This window comes from Rhizobium sp. 01T417, assembly GCF_056398905.1.
The window spans coordinates 277,140-295,228 of the sequence record NZ_JBFTQH010000004.1 but is presented as its reverse complement, the minus strand read 5'-3'; the positions used below and the strand labels follow the sequence as shown (position 1 = coordinate 295,228).

The following is an 18,089-nucleotide window of genomic DNA, read 5'->3' as shown; positions in this document are numbered from 1 at the left end:
ACGAAAAAATGAAAAATTTTGCTGCAATCATCCTTGCGGTCGCTGCATTGACTGCGGGTGCCGCCAACGCGTCCGACCTTCGGATTATCGACGGGGACACCTTTGAACTGCAAAACGGTGAGACGATCCGGATTACGGATCTAGACACGCCGGAGACATGGAAGCCGCATTGCGACAATGAGCTGGACGTTGGAATGCAGGCGGCCGACCGGTTGCGGGATCTGCTGGATAGCGGCCCCGTCATCATTCGCCGTAGTGGCACCGACCGCTTCGGCCGGACTCTGGCACGGGTCTATGTCGGCAAAACGAACGTTGCGACCCAACTTGTGTCCGAAGGACTCGGCCTGAAATACCAGAAAGGCGGAGCGGCGAAGCTAGCGCGCCTTCAGCATTGGTGCGGACCAACCGCCCAACTGGACTACTGACCACCCTTGGAGAAACAGAAGTGCCGATAAACAGGAAGGCCCGCCGTGATCGAGAAAGCGGCTATCGGGTCAACTATATCCAATTGTACTTCGCATACGGCATCGAAGCCGGGATTATCATTGCGTCGTTCTTCGCCGCGTATGAATTTGCTGGGCGTTACGTATCAAATGACGCCACGCTTTACGCCTTGGCTATCATCGGCGCCGCCTCGATGGCGCTTGCGGAAACGGCACGTATCCAAACGGCGAAGGCCATTTGCACGCATACGCAGATCTGGAAGAAGGCCATTGCTTGGTTTGGCGTCGTGTGCTGCATCTTCATAACGACCAAAGCCATGTCGCAGGTGACGGAACAAATCTATTCCCCGCGTTTGATCGGCGTTGTTCGTGCGACTGATGAGCTCGCTCGGGCTAAGGGGCAGCTTGCAACGCTGGTCGCCGACAAGGAAGCCAAGGCGGCAATCATGAAACCTCTGGCTGACGACGTAGCTCGCCTTGATAAGCAGGTTGGAGAGTTGGGAGCGACCATTCAAAGCATTGGCGCGGCTCCAAAGGCTTACACCGTCAAGGAAAATTATGTGGGGACGTGCCGGAATAAGAAGGGGCAAACCCACCAATGCACCAAGACCCGCTCGAAGCTGGTTCAACCCGAATACGCCGGAACGTCGGTAATTGGGCAGATTGGCAATGTGCAGGAGCAACGCGCCGCGGCCGCCAAGGCACGCGACGAAGCTGCCAAGGTCGTTGCCGACAGCAATGTTCTGATCGCTAATCAACAAATGAAGGTTACCGAATTGGAGAGTGTTCGCCGAGAGGCCGTTCTTCAATCGCAACTGCATTCCTTTACGGCGATGGTCTTCGGCAAAGATCCAACGGCAGTTACCGACGATGAAGTTCATTGGTTCTTGCGGTTCTTCGTCCTGGTTACGGCAGCGGGCATTGCTGTTGCCTCCACAATTCTGGTCGTGACCGCATACCACCCGATACCTAAGGCGCTGCCACCCAAGCCAACAAAGAGGGTACGAAAAGAAGTCGTCATGTCTCCGACACTAGAAAACCACGTTCGGCGCATTGCCACCATGAGTAACAACAACGTCACGCCAATTCGGGAAACGAAGCCATGACCGCTAGTAGCAACGAGAACGATATTCGGCTGACTGAAACCGTCATTCAGGAGTCGCAAGCCAATACATCGGCTTTGAAGTCTGCGACGCTCCGCAACTATCTTTTCGGCGCATCCGCATTGGTTCTCTGCGCCGGGATTGCTTTCGCCCTCGCGATCAAGGCGGAGAACGAGAAGGCGGACCCCGAACTGCTGAAGGCCGCAATGGCTGAAGCGTTCAGGAACATGCCGCCAATCGAAGTCAAAGGCAGCGTCACGCTTGCCGACGGCGCGAAAGTGGCACTAGCCGATGGCGGCAAAGTTGGCATGGCCGAGGACGCGACGGTAAAGCTTGCTGAAGGCGGGACGGTCGAGCTTGACGGCATCCCTGCGCAAGTCCCGCAGGTACTGCCGCAAAAGACCGCTGACGGGGATTCCATCGAACGGAGCCTGACGGTCTTTTCGGAAGTAGAAGCAGTCGGGGGAAACGTCATAACCGGATGGGTCTTCAACGACGGCAAGGCCGGGCAAAAGCCGACCGAGCAGTTCTGCTATCAGAGTACCGGAACCAGCCAACTGGTGACGACCAATATGGTCCACCTTGCCAGGGAAGGGGTAGCGATCCCCGCACAACGAAGCAGGATCAAAAACTTCGACGCGCTATTTGCCAAATGCGTGTGGTGGAAACCGGGAGCGGTATAACCATATAACATGCTTACCCTGCGCTCGTGCGCAGGGTACTGGTTTATGCTCTTTTCAATTGGCGATGACGCCACACGGCGGTGATTGTCGCCTGAGTTTCGCCAATCTTCTGAGGTCTCCAATTCGGATCCCTCTTGCATCTATGGCAAAGTGATCCAAGGGGCTGAACGCACCGTCAAGATCAGCCGCCGAGTACAAATCGAGAAAATGCCAGAGAGTTTCGAGCATCCTCGTCCATTTTCGTTTCGTCTGCGCCGTCGGTGAGGTCGCGCCAGACCCTGATATCAGATCCGATCGTTCCACCGGTCTTTACGAACGGCTCCATGACCACAGCGCCGGTATAGTTGATCTCGCGAAGTGCCAGGCCGACCTCGTGCCAAGGAATTCTTCCTTTTCCGGGCACTCGACGGTTGCTTTCACCTGTATGGAAATGTCCGAGCAGCGGGCCGGCGGTGCGGATCGCCTCGCCGAAGCTGTCCTCCTCGATGTTCATGTGGAAGGTATCGAGCATCACTTTAACATTCGGCTTCCCGACATCCCTCACGAATGCGACACCCTCTTCGGCGGTGTTGAGAACGTGGTTCTCGAAGCGGTTCAGGACTTCGATGCAGAGGTTAATTCCCAAGTTGGCGGCGAAATCCGCAATGCCGTGAATACCCTCGACCCCGCGAGCCCGGTCGCCCTCCTTGTCGACTGGCTTCGAGTAGTCCACCGGCCAATAGGAATGCAGCGCGCCGCCGATCGTCTTGATGTCAAGCTTTGCGACGTTTGTAAGCGTCTGCTCGAAGAATGCCTTTCCCGCCTGGCGCACCGCAATGTCCGGTGATGAAAGGTTCTTGGATTTCGAAGGTCCGATCCCGGCCGTGAGGACGATGTTGTTGTCCCTGGCGGTCCGTCTGATTTCTGCCAGTTCGGCGTCGCTGTATTCATTGATATGGTGTGCTGCTACCTCGATGACGTCGAAGCCGAGTTTGGCTACCTTCTCGACGTAGGGGCCGAATTTTGCGCTCCACTCGTGTTCCCAGTAAGAGTAGTAAATTCCGTGTTTCATAGGAGTCTCCAATGTGGTAGATCCCGCCGAATGTCCCTGGCGGGGTTGGCAGTGGCGGACCGCAGCTACCTCCGGTCGACCTTCACTGATCAGTTGTTCTCGATGCGGACGTCGGGCTCTGCGCTTCCCGCTACGATCGCAAGTCCGTTCGGCAGATCGTTCTCTTCGACCTTCCGATTGATTTCCGTCGGATCGAGGCCGTAGCTCCGCCAGCGGTTCTGAAGTCTCTGCCGCAGGTGATCCTCGTCCACGTCAACGAATACGGTGAAGTCGAAAATCTCCTTCAACTTGTCCCAGGGCGACTGGCGCGCCAGCAGGTAGTTGCCTTCGCAGACAATGATGTTCGTCGACCGGGGAATTAGATTGCCGCCAGCCCGCGCGATCTCGATAGAGCGGTCGAATACCGGAACGGCAACGATGTCGTCCTCGTTGGCCTTCAAGCGCTTGAGCATGTGACGCAGACCATGAGCATCGAAGGTGTCGATTGCCCCCTTGTAAGGTCGGCGCCCCATCTGCTCCAGGACGACATCGTCATAGTGGTATCCGTCCATCGGAAACAGGGCTGCGTTGAGGTGATGATCCTTGTTGATAATCTCCACGGCGCGCTCCGCGAGCGTGGATTTACCTGAACCGGGTGCGCCCGCTACGGCTATCAGAACTCTCCGACCGTTGCTTTCGTTGAAGCGTTGCGCCGCGATCTTCGCGATATTCCGCGCGTTTCCTTCAATCTTGCTCAAGGATTTCCTCCCATTTCCACTTCGCACTTTTCCGCTACCAACGCCGTTGAGGGCGCTGACCATTGCGAAGTCATGCCAGTTGGTATTGTGCGGCTTTGTTGCGCAGGAAAGAGAGGCCATTGCCCATGACTTCCTCCTCGTCACGCGCAACCGGCCGCCAGGTCGATATGTCGCCGGCCATCTCCGGCGGCATGCTGACGAAACTCTCCAGGGTAAGCGCGCCCTTGAAGCCGATCGCCGACAAAGCGGCGAAGATCGGATCCCAAGGCACGTTGCCTGCACCGGGGGTCCCGCGATCGCTTTCCGAAAGATGCATGTATTTGAGGTGATCGCGCGCGGCCAGGATGCCGTTTGCGGCCCCCTTCTCCTCGATGTTCATGTGGAACGTGTCGAGATGGACGAACACGTTGTCCACACCGATGCGTTCGACCAAAGCCACGGCTTGTTCGGCCGAGTTGACCAGATGGTTTTCGTACCTGTTCACGGCCTCAACGCCGAACTGGATGCCCTGGGATTTGGCATGCTTCGCGGCCGCCTCGAGCGCACGCGTGACGTTGTCGTACTCTGCCTGTGTCGGAGGAGCTCCAGTGCGTTCGTTGGTACCGCCGTAGGTGACGCCCGTAAGTGCCTCGGCGCCCATCTCGGCCGCCTTGTCTATCGCCACCTTCAGGTGCCGGATGGCGGCGTCCGGCCTTGCCGAGGCCCATGCCGCTTCGGGCAGTACGAGCGAGCATGCTGCACGCAGGCCATGTTTTTCCAAAAGGTCGCGAGTGTGCTTGGCATCGACCGACGGCGCGTCGGCAAGTGGAATTTCGATAAATTCCATCTTGTACTTTTTAGCACCGGCAATGGCCCGCTCCGCGCCTGCGCGGTCCCAGTTCATAGTCCACATGCTCGCGTGAATTCCAAAACCTTGCACGGTCATCCCTTCTTTCTCCGTGATGCGATGTAAGTTGAAACGATAGTTCTTGCGGCCATGACGACGATCATCAGCACGCCCCAGAGCGCCGTTGCCAGATGCTGGTTTGCACCCATCAGGTTCAGACCCGACGAAAGGAGCTGGAGCACGATGAGAGCGACAAAGACCGGCAATACGCGACCGAAACCGCCGAACGGGTCGATGCCCCCGAGAAACGCGGCGAGCACGGTGATCAGCAGATAGGACTCGCCGTGGCCGACGCGGACCGAATTGAAGCGGGCGAGCATTATCACACCTGCGACGGCGCACATCAGACCCGACAGCGTGTAGACCAGCATCAGTATGCGACGCGTATTCAGGCCGGAGTATCGAGCCGCCTCGATGTTTGAGCCGACCATCAGCAGGCCGAAGCCGAGCTTGAAGCGCGTCAGCAGAAGCTGCCAGATCCCGACGCAGGCTATGAAAATCAAGAGCGGAATAGGAAATCCGAAGATCGACCCGTGTCCGATAGGAGCGATGAAGCTCGGAAACCCGGACACGTCGCCGCCTCGGGTGAGGAACTCGCCAAGCCCGCGCAAGAAGATCATCATCGACAGCGTGACAAGGATCGGGTGGGCCCGCGTGTAAGCAATGGCAGCGCCGGTCATGAGGCCTGCGGCGCCGCCCGTCGCCAGCGCGGCAAGGACGCCCAGCAGGAATGCAGCCGGCGAGGCATCTACGCCGCCGTACGATTGCATGACCCAGGCGGCGGCCAGTCCAGATAGGTTTGCGGTGAACGTCACCGAGAGGTTGATCCCGCCGGTCAAAAGTGGCAGCAGCATCGCGAGCGTCAGAAGCCCGAGTTCGGGAAGCTGGAATGCCACCGATCCGAAGGTTGCCGACGAAATGAAGTTATTGGCGGCCAGTCCGAAGATCACCATCACTGCTAAGAATGCGATCGCCGGGCCGGTCATATCCGCGCCGAAGGTGGCGTTGAACTTTTGAGCGATGGCTTTCATGAGTGCGAGCTCCCCCTTTTGGCGTTGCTTTTCGCGAGGAATGGCAGAAGCTTGTCTATGCGCGCGGAAGAGAGCGTGATGGCGATGAGGATGATTGCGCCGACGATCATCTTGAACGCGAAGGGCGACACGCCCATCAGGTTGAGACCGTTTTGCGTGATCGAAACCATCAGGACGCCGAGGACGCAGCCAATAACGGATCCCTTACCGCCACCCAGCCGCGCACCACCGAGAACCGTGGCGGCGAGGACGTCGAGTTCGCGACCATAAAGCGCATTCGGAACAACTTCCTCGGCGTAGTGGGCCTGCATCAGGCCGGCGATGCCAGCCATCAGGCCAAGCCATCCAAACGAGATGTAGTGCATGGCGCCGATGTTGATCCCGAAGCGACGAGCTCCTTCAGGATTGTCGCCGAAAGCGTAAAGCTGGCGGCCAATCGTCGTCCTCGAGATCATAAACCAGGTCGCAAAGCAGCAGAGGATCATCACCACCACCGGAAGTGTGAGTTCGACCCACGATCCATCGGCCATCTCGTGTTCAAAGAACACGACGCGCGTCGTCAGCCATTCCGGCAGATCGTAGATCGACACGCCCTTGGTGAAGAACATCAGGAGTCCGAAGAAGATGTTGAAGGTCGAGATCGTCGCTACGATCGAGATGATGTGAAGCCGATAGACCAATGCGGCATTGATCAGCCCGAGGCCGATCCCAACCGCCCCCGCGATGATGAAGCCTTCCGCCCAGTTGCCGCCACCCAGCGCGCCAAGCGCAAGCGCCGTGACGTATTGGACCACCGATGCGGCAACGGCGAAGGAGATGTCGATCCCGCCAGAAATCAAGACGACTAGAAGTCCGACGGCAAAGATGATGTTGACGGCCGAGACGTTCAGCACATCAAAAGCGTTCGAGATCGTAAGAAATCGGTCGGTGCCAAAAGACAGCCCGATGCAAAGCACGACCATGACCGCCAGAAGTGTGAATTCGGTTGTGTGTCCAAGGATCAGCCTACGCATAGACGGCAGACTCCAGTTCGCTGAGCGACAACTGTCGCGGATCATAGGTCGCGTGGATCTTGCCCTCGACCATGTGAATGATGCGGTCGGCATTGAAGTAGACCTCGGGCGGCTCGTCGGAGATCAGAATGATCGCCAGCCCCTGAGCCGCAAGCTTGCGAACAATGTCGAAGATGCCCGCTCGCGCGCCGACGTCGACGCCTACGGTTGGGGCGTCCAGGATGAGAATCTTCGGGCCGATCGCGAGCCACTTGGCGATCGCCACGCGTTGTTGGTTGCCGCCTGACAAAGTCCGGATGGGGTCGTCTGGCGTTCCAATCTTGACGCCGAGCGCCGAGATCCAATGGCTGACAACGCTCGCCTTCTTGGCCGGCGAGATCATCCCGCCGGACAGCAGCTTATCAAGCGATGCCATAACAAGGTTGTCGGCGATCGACTGTGGCTGATTGAGGCCAAGCGACAAGCGGTCTTCCGAAAGGTAGGCAACACCAGCACGAATGGCGTCTCGATTGGAACCGAACCTGACCCGATCACCTTCGATGGTGACCTCGCCCGCCTGTGGGCGGTGCATCCCGAAGAGCGTAAGAGCTAGCTCGGTGCGCCCTGCTCCGAGAAGGCCGGTGATCCCGAGCGTCTCTCCTCGGCGAAGATCGAACGAAATATCCTCGAACTCGCCGGCTCGCGTCAGTCCGCGCACGGAGAGCACGACCGCCTCGTTGTCGTGATCGGTGGCGACAACGGAACTGTCGAAGTTCCTGCCGGTCATCAGTTCGGTTACTCGTGACTGCGTCATCCCCTCGACCGGGAAGACACCAACAAGCGCCCCGTCGCGGAGCACGGTCATTCGGTCGGATATTTCGAGGACTTCCGCAAGACGGTGCGACACGAAGACCACCGCCACTCCTGAAGCGGAAAGGTTGCGGACGATGTCAATGAGATAGTCGGTTTCCGATTGGGTCAGCGACGCCGTCGGCTCATCCATGAAGACGAGCCGGGCTTCGCCCACAAGGGCGCGCGCTATCGCAACGATCTGGCGCTGCGCGATCGGCAACTCCTTGAGTGGGAGATGAATGTCGATGCTCACCCCAAGGCGAGCGAGTGCCTTTTCAGCCGCGTCTTCGATGGCACGCTTGTCGACAAGCCCATATTTGCCGTTGACTGCATACTGGAAGCCTATGTTTTCGGCGACGCTCATTTCGCCGAACAGCGCCAAGTCTTGCCAGATCACCTGGATCCCGAGCGATTGCGCCAGAGTGGGTGTCATGGCAGAGATCGGGTTGCCGTCGAAATAAAATTCAGCACCGTCCTGTGGCTTGTAGACGCCGGTAATCACCTTGATGAGCGTGCTCTTGCCGCATCCGTTCTCGCCAGCGAGACAGTGGACTTCTCCGGGGTTTACCTCGAAGGACACACCCTTCAGCGCGCGTACGCCGCCAAAGGTGACCTTGATGTTCTTGAGTGAAAGCAGCGGTTCGACGCTCATGGAATATCCTCCTGTTCAACCGCTGCTTCAGCGGTCGGCCCCAGGTTTTGCATTGTCCGTAAGGGGGTCGCGGGGAATATGTCCCCGCGACCCCAGGGCGTGGGTCCCGGGAGGATTAAAGGCCCATGCCAACGAGCTTGTCGATGCTGTCCTTGTTGATGGCCAGCAGTTGGTCGACGATGATGGTGTTGCCCTCGGGATTGATCTTTCCAAGGCCCTCAATGTCGTCGCCAGCCTTCGGCGTCTCGCCCTTGGAAATTCGGTCGGCAAGCGTCACGAAGACCTCGCCAGCCTGCTTCGGGTTCCACATGAAGCCGCCCGTCAAAGCACCTGATTTGATGAGCTTTGCTCCCTGCCCTGGAGAGAACGGACCGATGACGAATACCTTTCCGTCCTTACGGCGCTCTTCCACTGCGCGACCTGCGCCAATCGGACCCTGCGAACCGAATGCCAGGAAGCCCGTGAGATCGGCATTGGCCGCCATAAGGTCGAGAGCAGTCGAGCGACTCTTGTCGACGTCTTCGGCAACACCATAGCGGTCGCCCACCAGCTTCATGTCGGGATAGTTGGCCTTGATATAGGCGATCGCCGCGTCGGCCCAAGCGTTGTGCAGCGGAACGGTCAAGGATCCGACGAACACCGCATAGGAGCCCTTGCCGCCCATCTTCTCGGCGAGGAGCTTGCCATGTGCTTCGCCGAAGCCCTTGGCCGAAGCGAGTTCAAAATCCCAGTCAGCACCGACCTGCTTGGGCGATTCATGCGTGATGACCTTGATGCCGGCCTCCTGCGCCTTCTTGAGAACCGGCTCCAGTACCTTCGCGTCATTCGGCACCACGCCGATATAATCAACCTTCTGCGCGATCAGATCTTCGATGGCGCGGACCTGGAGTGCCGGGTCTGCACTGGTCGGCCCAACCATAAAGCCTTCGACGCCGAGCTTGGCACTTTGTTCCTTGATCCCAGCTTCCATGGCATTGAACCACGGGATGCCGCCGATTTTAACGACGACGCCGATCTTCGGACCAGCGAAGGCGGTGGATGCCAGAAGGACAAGCGACAGACCAAGCGTTGCGGCGAGCAGTTTTCTCATTGGATCTTTCCTCCTCCAATAGTGCTGACAAGCAAGATCCGTTCACAGGAACGGTAGCGTTCCCGCGTTGAACGTTTCGGCTCCGACCATCGGAACCTCCTCCCTGTCACCTCCTCTAAGTGACTTGCCATCGTGCACAATCGCTCTTGCAATTGAGCACCATCGATGGTGCAATAACATTAACACGGAACGGACTTTCGTCAAGAGGACCATTGATCTAGAGAAACGGAGCGGTGGAGGAGTCTGCGAATGACGGAAAAAGAGCAAAAGAAAGCAACAATTTACGATCTTTCGGTGATCTCGGGCGTAACCGCCTCGACTGTAGCCTCCGTCCTCAATGGCACGTGGCGGAAGCGGCGGATATCGGAAGAAACAGCCGAAAAGATCCTGTCGCTAGCAAAAGCGCATCGCTACACCGCCAATCGCCAGGCTCGGGCGTTGAGAAGTTCCCGCTCGGGACTGGCCGGACTGCTCTTGCCTGTTTACGACACCCGCTTCTTTTCCTCGATGGCTCAGACCTTCGAGGCACAGGCACGCAAGCGCGGACTACTGCCGGTGGTCGTCTCCGGCCGGCGCGATCCTGAGGAAGAACGGCGCACCGTAGAGTCGTTGATCGCGTATTCGATTGATTCGCTGTTTATCGCAGGCGCCACTGATCCGGACGGCGTCCATCAGGTGTGCGCCCGTGCGGGATTGCCGCACGTGAATATCGACCTTCCCGGCAAGTACGCATCGTCGGTGATCTCGGACAACCGACGAGGTGCGGAAGCGCTGACCTCGGCAATTATCCGCCACGCTGAAGGAATGGGGCCACTCGGCGCTGAGGACGTATTCATGTTTGGCGGCCGCGACGACCATGCCAGCCGCGATCGCATCCTGGGCTTTCATGCGGTGAAGCGATCTATTTTTGGAGTGGATACCGAGGGTGATATCGAGACCACGGGATACTCGCCGGGCATGACACAGCTTGCCTTCGAGCGGTTCTTCGAACGCCATGGCAGGCTGCCGCGCTGCTTCTTCATTAACTCGTCCATAAATTTCGAGGGGTTGCTGCGCTTCATGAGCCGCCACGACGGGGTAGCATTCGAAGATATCGTGGTCGGATGTTTCGACTATGACCCGTTTGGTTCATTTTTGCCGTTTCCGGTCTATATGATCAGGCCGAACACAGCTGATATGCTCGAAAGAGGCTTCGAGCTTTTAGAAGAGCAGGACACGAACCCACAGCTCGTGATGATCGAGCCACAGTTGGTTCCGCCGCGAACTGCGTTGGAAGGGCCGCTCGACGCTTTGAAGGATCCGATTGCGGTACATGACCTCGCGCGTCGATGACGTGGTGAAACGTCTCGAATCCGTAGGAGGTGAGAATTCGCCACGCTTTGCGGACGGGTGCCGCCTTCAAAGGCCACGTTTGGTGCGAAGCCGCCGTTCGAGGAAAGCAGACATGGGCCTGGCTGGCTCGCGACAATTGCCGCCATGGGGGCTAATGCACTGAGATGAACGACCTTGCTACCAGGCGATGCAACGTCTCGCACGGTGCCCATAACAGAAAGCATTTGAACAAACGGATACCGTAGCATGTGGTAAGACCGGTACGAAATTGCGGTCGCAATAAGCTCTTTGTGGCGTCTTGTTGATCTCGCCGGCTAGTGTGCTGCAGCGAGATTTTCTGCACCAATTGAAACGGGAGGAGAGTAAATTGCGTCGTTCAGGGTGGGCGATTCTCGCTGTTCTACTCGCAATCCTCATAGCGATAGCCGTTACATGGGCATCACTTGCATTGTGGTATCGCCTTCCCGTTTCGGAGTTGGCCAGAGGCTTTGCCGCCGGGCTATTCGCTCTTTTTGGGTTGTTCACAATCACGAGATTGTTTGGCCCGTGGCGTTTCAAAGCCGTCGTCATATTCGCAGCGACGTTCGCACTTGTCCTGGTCTGGTGGCATACGATCAAGCCCCTCAAGAATGCATCCTGGGCACCCGATGTCGCTCGACAGGTCACAGGCGAATTCAACGGCGACCTGCTGACACTGACAAATGTGCGGGATTTCGAGTGGCATGGCAGCACTGACTTCCTCGAGCGATGGACGACGCGCACCTACGACATGAGCAAGCTTCGGACGATCGACCTGTTCATGTCCTATTGGGCCGGGCCAGAGATTGCCCACGTGATTTTTAGCTTTGGTTTTGAAGGTGGCGAGCAGCTTGCGTGGTCGATCGAAGTCCGTCGCCGGGTTGGAGGTGCATTCTCGCCCGTCGCCGATTTGTTCAAGAGCAATCCCCTGGTGATCATCGCAGCAGACGAGCGGGATGTTGTGGGCGTCCGTTCGAACGTCCGTCGCGAAGATGTGCAAATCTACCGCCTGAAAGCATCCCCCGAACAGGCACGTGCGCTCCTGCGCGAGTATGTTGCCGACGCCAATGCCCTAGCCGCGACGCCGGCTTTCTACAACTCGCTTACGAGCAATTGCACGACGACGGTCGTCAAGATGATGCGCGTGGTTGGAGGCACCGTTCCCTTCGACTGGCGTCTCATCGTCAATGGCTATCTCCCGGACTACGCCTACGATCATGGGGCGTTGGATATGGAAGCGTCACTCGCTGAACTCAGGACCGCCGCTCATATTGACCAGCGGGCGCGGGTCGACGCATTGTCGCCGCACTTCTCAAAGTCGATACGCGTCGGCGTACCTTCGCCACCGCCGGCGGATCCGCAATAAGCGAGAGACGTGCCATTGCTTCGATCGCGCCTGGAAGCTGCCGAAACCTCGGAAGGAGGAAGAGCTTCACGTCGCGGTGACGCAGGTTGGCCAGCGAGACAACACTCCTGGCTTGGAAGAATGCTTGAGGCTGTGACCTCCCAAGTTACAGGCTAGCGGTCAGCGTTGGAAGGTAAGATGTATGGTTCCGCTCGGCGCCGTTTCAGCTTTGACGTCGTAGCCAGTCTCCAGACCGCGCAGCTCGTCCCATAAGCGTACGCCGCGACCGAGCAGGATCGGCGCAATTGCAACATGAAGGCGATCGACAAAACCTGCTCTCAGAAAGTCACGAACAACAGTCGGCCCACCGCCGATCCGCACATCCTTGCCGCGGGCCGCCGCAACAGCCTGCTGGAGCGCATCAACCGGATCGGTATTGAGGAAATGGAAAGTGGTACCGCCAGCCATCTCTATGGAGGGGCGAGGCTTGTGGGTGAGAACGAAGACCGGAACTCGGAAGGGCGGCTCCTCGCCCCACCAGCCACGCCAGTTCGGATCGTCGGGGAAGTTGTGGAGCCCGAACATGCCGGCGCCCATGATCTCGGCGCCCACATTGGCGAAATATTCCTTCGCGTAGTCGTCATCGACCCCGGTGGTCCCGGCTCCGCTGGTATCCTTGAGCACGCGCTCGCGGAAAGTTCGCGTTGCCACATATGCGCCGACCAGGCGCGGCCAGTCCTCCCCGAACGGGACTTCGGGCGTTTGATCCGTCGTGGTCGCGAAACCATCGAGCGAGATCATGAGATCGACACGAACTGCCATGGGAGCTCTCCTTGCGAGTGGTTGCGCCCTAGCCGCCCCAAGCCAGGGCATCGACACTAAGGCAGATGCCTTTATAATTGATCATTACACTAAGGCAAGTGCCTTATTGTCCTTGACCGCCATTCCAATGCGTCTTAACAATTCGCATGCCCTATCATTCGACCCCACTCGACCTTGCCTTTCACGCTCTCAGCGATCCGACCCGTCGCGCGGTCGTATCACGGCTGGCTGACGGCGAGGTGCCGGTCAGCGTTCTGGCCGAGCCGTTCGACATGGCGCTGCCCTCCTTCGCCCAGCATCTCAAGGTACTGGAAGATTGCGGACTGATCGCCAGCGAGAAGCGCGGGCGCAGCCGCTGGTGCCGGTTGGTACAGGCGCGCTTCGACGAGGCGGCGGACTGGATGATAGCGGAGCGCAGGCGCTGGACCGAGCGGTTGGATCGTCTGGAGGTCTACCTGGACAAAGCGGGAGAGGATGATTGATGAAGACCATGGCAACCCTGTTTGACACCTGGTCGCTTGATCGAGAAATTGTGCTGGTGAAGCTGCTCAATCACTCGCGTGACAAGGTCTTTGCCGCCTGGATGGACCCCACGGCGCTTGCCGAATGGTACGGTCCGGCCGGCCTTAGGATCGAGAGCCATGAGGCCGATATCCGTGAGGGTGGGCTCTGGCGGTTCGACATGGTGGGCGTGTTCGAGGGCCAGGAGCAGCGCTTCCCGAATCTGATGCGCTTTCTGGAAATCGTGCCGAACGAGCGGATCGTGATGGACTATGGCACACCCGACCCGGACGACCCCGACCGCTTCCGCGTCACGGTGACTTTCGATGAGCAGGCCGACGGCAAAACCGTGCTGACCTTGCGCCAGCTCCACCCCAGCCCCGTACGGCGTCGGATCGTCATCGGGTTTGGCGCAGTCGAATACGGACTGCAAACCCTGGATGGCCTGGCAGCCTGGCTCGATCGCTGAGCGTTTGGCCTATCAGTCCCTAGGTCACCATTGACTGAGGCTGCTACAAGCCTTGCCCGGAGACAATGACCGCAATTGGCCCGGAAGGAAATCAGCCATGGAGGGCCTGTTTGACGGGAGATTCCCTCACGTCAATCCTTGGCTAGTGCACGCGCATCTTGGCCGCGGTTACTGCTTCCAGAAACTTTGCACGCGCTACTTCGGCGTCGACGCGACCGGCAAGGGCGCCCCGGCAGGCATTTCGCGCCTGCAGGAAGGACAGCGTTTCACAGTCCTCCCAGCTATCTTTCAGAAACAGGACGGCATCGAAGGCGCTCGATACGAATTCGCTACCTCGCGAGCCCACCGAGATTTGAACGGGCTTCTCCCACTTGACGATTGACATGACGATCTCCCTACTGGCTCTAGCGACGGGCAAACGTGCAATTCGTGGAAGAGTTCCGTGACCCCTGGAGCGGTCACGAGATGCTGCCGCGAGGGCGCGGACAGCCGACGAGAAGTGTCGCCGACCGCCCACGCCTCGTGTGCTACCCAGCCCCATCCAATGATCAGCAGATACTAACCTGTTCCCGGTCTTCTCCCTACGTGGTCCAGGTAGCAGTGGCCCAAAAGGAGAGAGTCTCCTGCCTGTTGAATTGGTTAGGCTGTGGTTATCCTGTTGATAGGCGGTGGATCGTCTGCTGCCACCGGAAACTGCCCACGCGTCGGTTGTCGGAATGGCGCTGCGGGAAGGACGCCTTGGCGCGTGTCAGGTAGCAAGTTCTCGCGCCCGTCCAGAGTGAGCTTCTGGCCCGTGAGCAGTCATCCGGCGTTGCCGCCTTTGCATTCAACTGTCGTCATGACTTGGTTGTTCGTTGCTAGAATGCCGCGTAGCTTCGCCAGAGAACATACAGACTGACGCAAAATATCACCCACCTGAAGACCTGCGCGAGGATGTTCCTGTAGTTCGCCAGTCGCGTGGCGGCAATCGTGCCGATGATACCGCCACCGATGCCACCTAGAATGAAATAGCCCGCAGTAAGCCAATCGACAAAACCCGACGCGGCATAGTTCACGGCCGTCGCCAATCCGAAAGTGCCGACCGCGAGCAGCGAGGTTCCAATCGCGTTTATGAGAGGCATTCCCGTTGCGACGAGGAGACCGGGCACAATAAGGAAACCGCCCCCTATCCCAAAAAGTCCGGAACATCCGCCGGCAAAAAGCGCGATCAGGCTTGTTTTCCCGTGTGTCCGTATCGTCAGCGACTGCGCTGTGACATCCGCTCGGCTCCTCGTTCTTCGCATCATGAAACTGACGAGCATCATAAGGAGGCCAAACATGAAGAGCAGGTTTTGGCCGTCGATGAGTTTCCCAAGACTCGAACCCAGGTAGGCACCGAGACATCCGGCGATCGCAAAGATCAAGGCGCATCGCCACCAGACATGACCCTTCACCGCATGGCCGGCCAGGTTGAGATACGCATTGGCCGAAACAGCGAGAGCCCCTGTGCCAATCGCGGTGTGCACATCGCGCATTCCGACAACATACACCAGCAGCGGCGTGGCGAGGATTGATCCGCCTCCCCCGATCAAACCGAGAATACAGCCGATCAATGATCCTGAGCTGAGAGCAAGCATAAGTTGCAGGAGACTGCCATCCACGTTGTTACGCGCCCCACGCCGATCCGGACAATGCATCGAGGGGAATTTTAAGATAACGACGGCCGTTCTCCTCGATCGGAGGCAGTTCCCCTCCCCGTATATTCACCTGCAGCGCGTGCAAGATAAGCTTCGGCATGGGCAGGATCCTGTCGCGGGCTTCCCGCAAGCCGATGAAGTCACTTCGCGATTGGCCGGCGACATGCGGGTTCTTCCTACGCTGATCTGCAACCGAGCTTTCCCAAAGTGCCTGACGTCCTTGGGGCATGTAGTCATGGCCGGTGAACAGGCGTGTCTCCTCCGGCAGGCTCAGGATGTCCTGGATTGACTGCCACAGGCTGGCTGCGCTGCCGCCCGGAAAATCAGCGCGGGCTGAGCCGCTATCGGGCATGAACAGTGTATCATGGATGAAGGCTGCGTCGCCCACGACGTAGGTAATCGACGCCAGGGTATGGCCGGGCGAATGCATGACGCGGACCTCGAGCTCGCCGATGTTGAATGTGTCACCATCACGAAAGAGCCGATCCCATTGCGAACCGTCGCATGCGAAATCATCCCAGTTGTAGATATCTTTCCAGATCTGCTGCACTGCGGTCACATGCTCACCGATCGCCGTCGGCGCTCCGGTTTTTGCCTTGAGATAACTGGCTGCCGAAAAGTGGTCCGCATGAGGATGCGTGTCCAAGATCCACTCGAGCTTCAGGTCGTTGCCCGCGATGTAATCGAGGATGATGGTCGCATTGATCGAAGCGGTCGTGCCGGACTTCTCATCGAAATCCAGCACCGGGTCGATGATGGCGCAGTTTCGCGTTTTGGGGCACGAGACGACATACTGGATACTGCCAGTGCGCGGGTCGTAAAATCCGGCGACCTCAGGTTTTTGCATGGGGGCTGCCCTCTGGTGCTGCTCCACGCGCAAAGAAGATCGCACGGCTCGGATCGACGTCGTAATCCTTTTCGAAGGTCGTCGCGTCAGTTGCGATTGTTGCCACTGAATCGAGAATGAACTGCACCTTCTCGTCTGGTAGCAGCACACTAAAGTTCAGCCGGACAAAGCCGGGCTTCTTTAGTTCATCTCCCGAGAGAATGGCCTGTCTGATCTCCTCGCTTTGCTGTTCATCGATCGACAGCAGTCGGTGGACATAGGGCCCGGCACAAGCGCAGCCACCGCGCGCCTGGATTCCGAAGCGGTCACTGAGCATTCGCGTCACCAGTTGCTGGTGGACGTAGCCGCCCTTCCCGTTCCTCACTCTGAAGGAAAAGATCGGCAGCCGGTCGGCATTGGACAGACCGAGCAACTCCAGTTGCGGGACGTCCTTCCAGGCTTGGAGTGCACGTCGTGCAAGCTCGCGATTGCGCATCGTCATCTTTTCAGCCCCGATCGCATCCTTGACGATGAATGCGAGGGCCGCACGGATATCACCGACCACATTCGGTGTACCGGCTTCTTCGCGCGATTCGAGACTGTCGCTATAATCATGCGTCTGCGGCGAGACGAACTTCACCGTGCCACCACCCGGCCAGGTCGGTTTCTTCGTCGAAAGCCCGTCGCGCCGAAGGATCATGATTCCGGAGGCACCTGGGCCCCCGATGAACTTGTGCGGCGAAACAACGATCGCGTCGATTTCCGCATCGGCGGCAGGGGACATGGAAATCGGCACATAGGGACCGGCTCCCGCATAGTCCCAAATCATCTTTGCGCCAGCAGCCTTGACCATCGCAGTAATCGCCGCGACGTTGCTGGTGATGCCGGTGATGTTTGATGCAGCAGACAGCGTGCACACCACCAAATCGGCGTTACCGTGCTTGAGCGCATCTGTCAGCAGCGACAGGTCAGGTCCGCCCGATGGAGTCTCGGCGATCTCGACAACCTCCGCACCACTTTCCCGCCAGGGCAGGATGTTGGAGTGATGCTCGTAAGGGCCGACAACAATGCGAACGTGCTTACCAGCCGAAACCGCCTCGGCAATGCCATAGAGCTTGACGAGGCGATTGATGCCAGACGTCGCGCCTGAGCCCGTGAAAATTACCGCATGTTGTTCACTCGCCCCGCAGAATTCCCCGATCATCGCGCGTGCTTCCCGGCGCATACGGGTCATGAACCCTCCGCAGTAGGAAGCCTCCGTGTGACTGTTGGCATAGTAGGGAAGGATGTCTTCCAGGATGAAACGCTCGATTTGGTGGAGCGCGCGACCGGATGCAACGTAGTCTGCGTAGACCAGCTCCTTCGCCCCGTACGGCCCGTCGATCGTCGCATGCGATCCGACCAGTCCTTCCCGGAGGTTGTCCACGAGGCGATCGCGTTTCAAACTTCGGCGAAATCTGGAAATTGGGGATTCGGTCTGTCGCGCCGCAGGTTGTGCAAAGTCCACGATCGTTCTCCTTCGCCTCGGGGCGTTGACACCGATCGTATCCTCCTTCAGGCTCAAAGAAGTCACCTAATTT

Annotated in this window: 19 protein-coding genes; 7 read left to right on the top strand and 12 right to left on the bottom strand. The window is 58.4% G+C overall.

Annotated elements, in window-relative coordinates; all coding sequences use genetic code 11:
* Window positions 1-8: 8 nt before the first annotated feature.
* The 3 genes from AC1DPR_RS06930 to AC1DPR_RS06920 are packed head-to-tail and all read left to right on the top strand — an operon-like array spanning window position 9 to window position 2,229.
* Window positions 9-425 (top strand): thermonuclease family protein, encoded by a 417-nt coding sequence (locus tag AC1DPR_RS06930; RefSeq protein ID WP_477816006.1) that lies wholly within the window; start codon window positions 9-11, stop codon window positions 423-425.
* Window positions 426-445: 20 nt separating this feature from the next.
* The gene (locus AC1DPR_RS06925; protein WP_477816005.1) at window positions 446-1,549 is read left to right on the top strand and encodes a hypothetical protein; all 1,104 of its coding nucleotides are present in this window, start codon (window positions 446-448) and stop codon (window positions 1,547-1,549) included.
* On the top strand, window positions 1,546-2,229 hold the full coding sequence (locus AC1DPR_RS06920; protein WP_477816004.1) for a hypothetical protein: 684 nt from the start codon (window positions 1,546-1,548) through the stop codon (window positions 2,227-2,229). Before AC1DPR_RS06925 ends, AC1DPR_RS06920 begins: the two co-directional genes overlap by 4 nt.
* 181 nt (window positions 2,230-2,410) lie before the next feature.
* Here AC1DPR_RS06920 and AC1DPR_RS06915 read toward each other — a convergent pair whose 3' ends face one another.
* From AC1DPR_RS06915 to AC1DPR_RS06885, 7 genes are all read right to left on the bottom strand, one after another.
* On the bottom strand, window positions 2,411-3,280 hold the full coding sequence (locus AC1DPR_RS06915) for a D-psicose 3-epimerase (RefSeq protein ID WP_477816003.1): 870 nt from the start codon (window positions 3,278-3,280) through the stop codon (window positions 2,411-2,413).
* A gap of 89 nt (window positions 3,281-3,369) precedes the next feature.
* Window positions 3,370-4,017: a nucleoside/nucleotide kinase family protein gene (locus AC1DPR_RS06910; protein ID WP_477816002.1), complete on the bottom strand. Its 648-nt coding sequence runs from the start codon at window positions 4,015-4,017 to the stop codon at window positions 3,370-3,372.
* 70 nt (window positions 4,018-4,087) lie between these two features.
* Entirely contained in the window at window positions 4,088-4,936 is an 849-nt protein-coding gene (locus tag AC1DPR_RS06905) for a TIM barrel protein (protein WP_113160778.1), read from the bottom strand.
* A 2-nt stretch (window positions 4,937-4,938) separates the two neighbouring features.
* A complete protein-coding gene (locus tag AC1DPR_RS06900) occupies window positions 4,939-5,934 on the bottom strand; it encodes an ABC transporter permease (protein ID WP_477816001.1) in 996 nt (331 codons plus the stop codon).
* On the bottom strand, window positions 5,931-6,947 hold the full coding sequence (locus AC1DPR_RS06895; protein WP_113160629.1) for an ABC transporter permease: 1,017 nt from the start codon (window positions 6,945-6,947) through the stop codon (window positions 5,931-5,933). The genes AC1DPR_RS06900 and AC1DPR_RS06895 overlap by 4 nt, the downstream gene beginning before the upstream one ends.
* Window positions 6,940-8,430: a sugar ABC transporter ATP-binding protein gene (locus AC1DPR_RS06890; RefSeq protein WP_477816000.1), complete on the bottom strand. Its 1,491-nt coding sequence runs from the start codon at window positions 8,428-8,430 to the stop codon at window positions 6,940-6,942. Before AC1DPR_RS06890 ends, AC1DPR_RS06895 begins: the two co-directional genes overlap by 8 nt.
* A gap of 115 nt (window positions 8,431-8,545) precedes the next feature.
* Window positions 8,546-9,520 (bottom strand): autoinducer 2 ABC transporter substrate-binding protein, encoded by a 975-nt coding sequence (locus tag AC1DPR_RS06885; RefSeq protein WP_018855702.1) that lies wholly within the window; start codon window positions 9,518-9,520, stop codon window positions 8,546-8,548.
* A gap of 249 nt (window positions 9,521-9,769) precedes the next feature.
* Between AC1DPR_RS06885 and AC1DPR_RS06880 the strand changes: the two genes are divergently transcribed.
* A complete protein-coding gene (locus tag AC1DPR_RS06880) occupies window positions 9,770-10,852 on the top strand; it encodes a LacI family DNA-binding transcriptional regulator (RefSeq protein WP_018855701.1) in 1,083 nt (360 codons plus the stop codon).
* A gap of 388 nt (window positions 10,853-11,240) precedes the next feature.
* On the top strand, window positions 11,241-12,236 hold the full coding sequence (locus tag AC1DPR_RS06875; RefSeq protein WP_477816025.1) for an Lnb N-terminal periplasmic domain-containing protein: 996 nt from the start codon (window positions 11,241-11,243) through the stop codon (window positions 12,234-12,236).
* 159 nt (window positions 12,237-12,395) lie between these two features.
* Here AC1DPR_RS06875 and AC1DPR_RS06870 read toward each other — a convergent pair whose 3' ends face one another.
* A complete protein-coding gene (locus AC1DPR_RS06870; RefSeq protein ID WP_477815999.1) occupies window positions 12,396-13,037 on the bottom strand; it encodes a dihydrofolate reductase family protein in 642 nt (213 codons plus the stop codon).
* 146 nt (window positions 13,038-13,183) lie between these two features.
* Here AC1DPR_RS06870 and AC1DPR_RS06865 point away from each other — a divergent pair, with 146 nt between their 5' ends.
* Complete coding sequence (locus tag AC1DPR_RS06865; RefSeq protein WP_025662250.1) at window positions 13,184-13,519, top strand: ArsR/SmtB family transcription factor; 336 nt, start codon at window positions 13,184-13,186, stop codon at window positions 13,517-13,519.
* Window positions 13,519-14,007 carry an SRPBCC family protein gene (locus AC1DPR_RS06860; RefSeq protein WP_018855697.1) on the top strand — a complete coding sequence of 163 codons (489 nt, stop codon included), beginning with the start codon at window positions 13,519-13,521 and terminating at the stop codon, window positions 14,005-14,007. The genes AC1DPR_RS06865 and AC1DPR_RS06860 overlap by 1 nt, the downstream gene beginning before the upstream one ends.
* A gap of 142 nt (window positions 14,008-14,149) precedes the next feature.
* On the opposite strand, the gene AC1DPR_RS06855 is transcribed toward AC1DPR_RS06860, so the two are convergent.
* The 4 genes from AC1DPR_RS06855 to AC1DPR_RS06840 all read right to left on the bottom strand — a co-directional run bounded on the left by AC1DPR_RS06855 (window position 14,150) and on the right by AC1DPR_RS06840 (window position 18,016).
* Complete coding sequence (locus AC1DPR_RS06855) at window positions 14,150-14,392, bottom strand: DUF982 domain-containing protein (protein WP_018855696.1); 243 nt, start codon at window positions 14,390-14,392, stop codon at window positions 14,150-14,152.
* A gap of 472 nt (window positions 14,393-14,864) precedes the next feature.
* Complete coding sequence (locus tag AC1DPR_RS06850; protein ID WP_477815998.1) at window positions 14,865-15,683, bottom strand: sulfite exporter TauE/SafE family protein; 819 nt, start codon at window positions 15,681-15,683, stop codon at window positions 14,865-14,867.
* A complete protein-coding gene (locus tag AC1DPR_RS06845; protein WP_477815997.1) occupies window positions 15,652-16,530 on the bottom strand; it encodes an MBL fold metallo-hydrolase in 879 nt (292 codons plus the stop codon). The genes AC1DPR_RS06850 and AC1DPR_RS06845 overlap by 32 nt, the downstream gene beginning before the upstream one ends.
* Window positions 16,517-18,016: an aminotransferase class V-fold PLP-dependent enzyme gene (locus AC1DPR_RS06840; RefSeq protein ID WP_477815996.1), complete on the bottom strand. Its 1,500-nt coding sequence runs from the start codon at window positions 18,014-18,016 to the stop codon at window positions 16,517-16,519. Before AC1DPR_RS06840 ends, AC1DPR_RS06845 begins: the two co-directional genes overlap by 14 nt.
* Between the last annotated feature and the right edge of the window lie 73 nt (window positions 18,017-18,089).

Coding starts and splice junctions, on each gene's coding strand:
- AC1DPR_RS06930 (WP_477816006.1), top strand. CDS start 9: ATGAAAAATTTTGCTGCAATCATCCTTGCGGTCGCTGCATTGACTGCG.
- AC1DPR_RS06920 (WP_477816004.1), top strand. CDS start 1,546: ATGACCGCTAGTAGCAACGAGAACGATATTCGGCTGACTGAAACCGTC.
- AC1DPR_RS06915 (WP_477816003.1), bottom strand. CDS start 3,280: ATGAAACACGGAATTTACTACTCTTACTGGGAACACGAGTGGAGCGCA.
- AC1DPR_RS06900 (WP_477816001.1), bottom strand. CDS start 5,934: ATGAAAGCCATCGCTCAAAAGTTCAACGCCACCTTCGGCGCGGATATG.
- AC1DPR_RS06895 (WP_113160629.1), bottom strand. CDS start 6,947: ATGCGTAGGCTGATCCTTGGACACACAACCGAATTCACACTTCTGGCG.
- AC1DPR_RS06890 (WP_477816000.1), bottom strand. CDS start 8,430: ATGAGCGTCGAACCGCTGCTTTCACTCAAGAACATCAAGGTCACCTTT.
- AC1DPR_RS06885 (WP_018855702.1), bottom strand. CDS start 9,520: ATGAGAAAACTGCTCGCCGCAACGCTTGGTCTGTCGCTTGTCCTTCTG.
- AC1DPR_RS06880 (WP_018855701.1), top strand. CDS start 9,770: ATGACGGAAAAAGAGCAAAAGAAAGCAACAATTTACGATCTTTCGGTG.
- AC1DPR_RS06870 (WP_477815999.1), bottom strand. CDS start 13,037: ATGGCAGTTCGTGTCGATCTCATGATCTCGCTCGATGGTTTCGCGACC.
- AC1DPR_RS06865 (WP_025662250.1), top strand. CDS start 13,184: ATGCCCTATCATTCGACCCCACTCGACCTTGCCTTTCACGCTCTCAGC.
- AC1DPR_RS06860 (WP_018855697.1), top strand. CDS start 13,519: ATGAAGACCATGGCAACCCTGTTTGACACCTGGTCGCTTGATCGAGAA.
- AC1DPR_RS06855 (WP_018855696.1), bottom strand. CDS start 14,392: ATGTCAATCGTCAAGTGGGAGAAGCCCGTTCAAATCTCGGTGGGCTCG.
- AC1DPR_RS06850 (WP_477815998.1), bottom strand. CDS start 15,683: ATGCATTGTCCGGATCGGCGTGGGGCGCGTAACAACGTGGATGGCAGT.
- AC1DPR_RS06845 (WP_477815997.1), bottom strand. CDS start 16,530: ATGCAAAAACCTGAGGTCGCCGGATTTTACGACCCGCGCACTGGCAGT.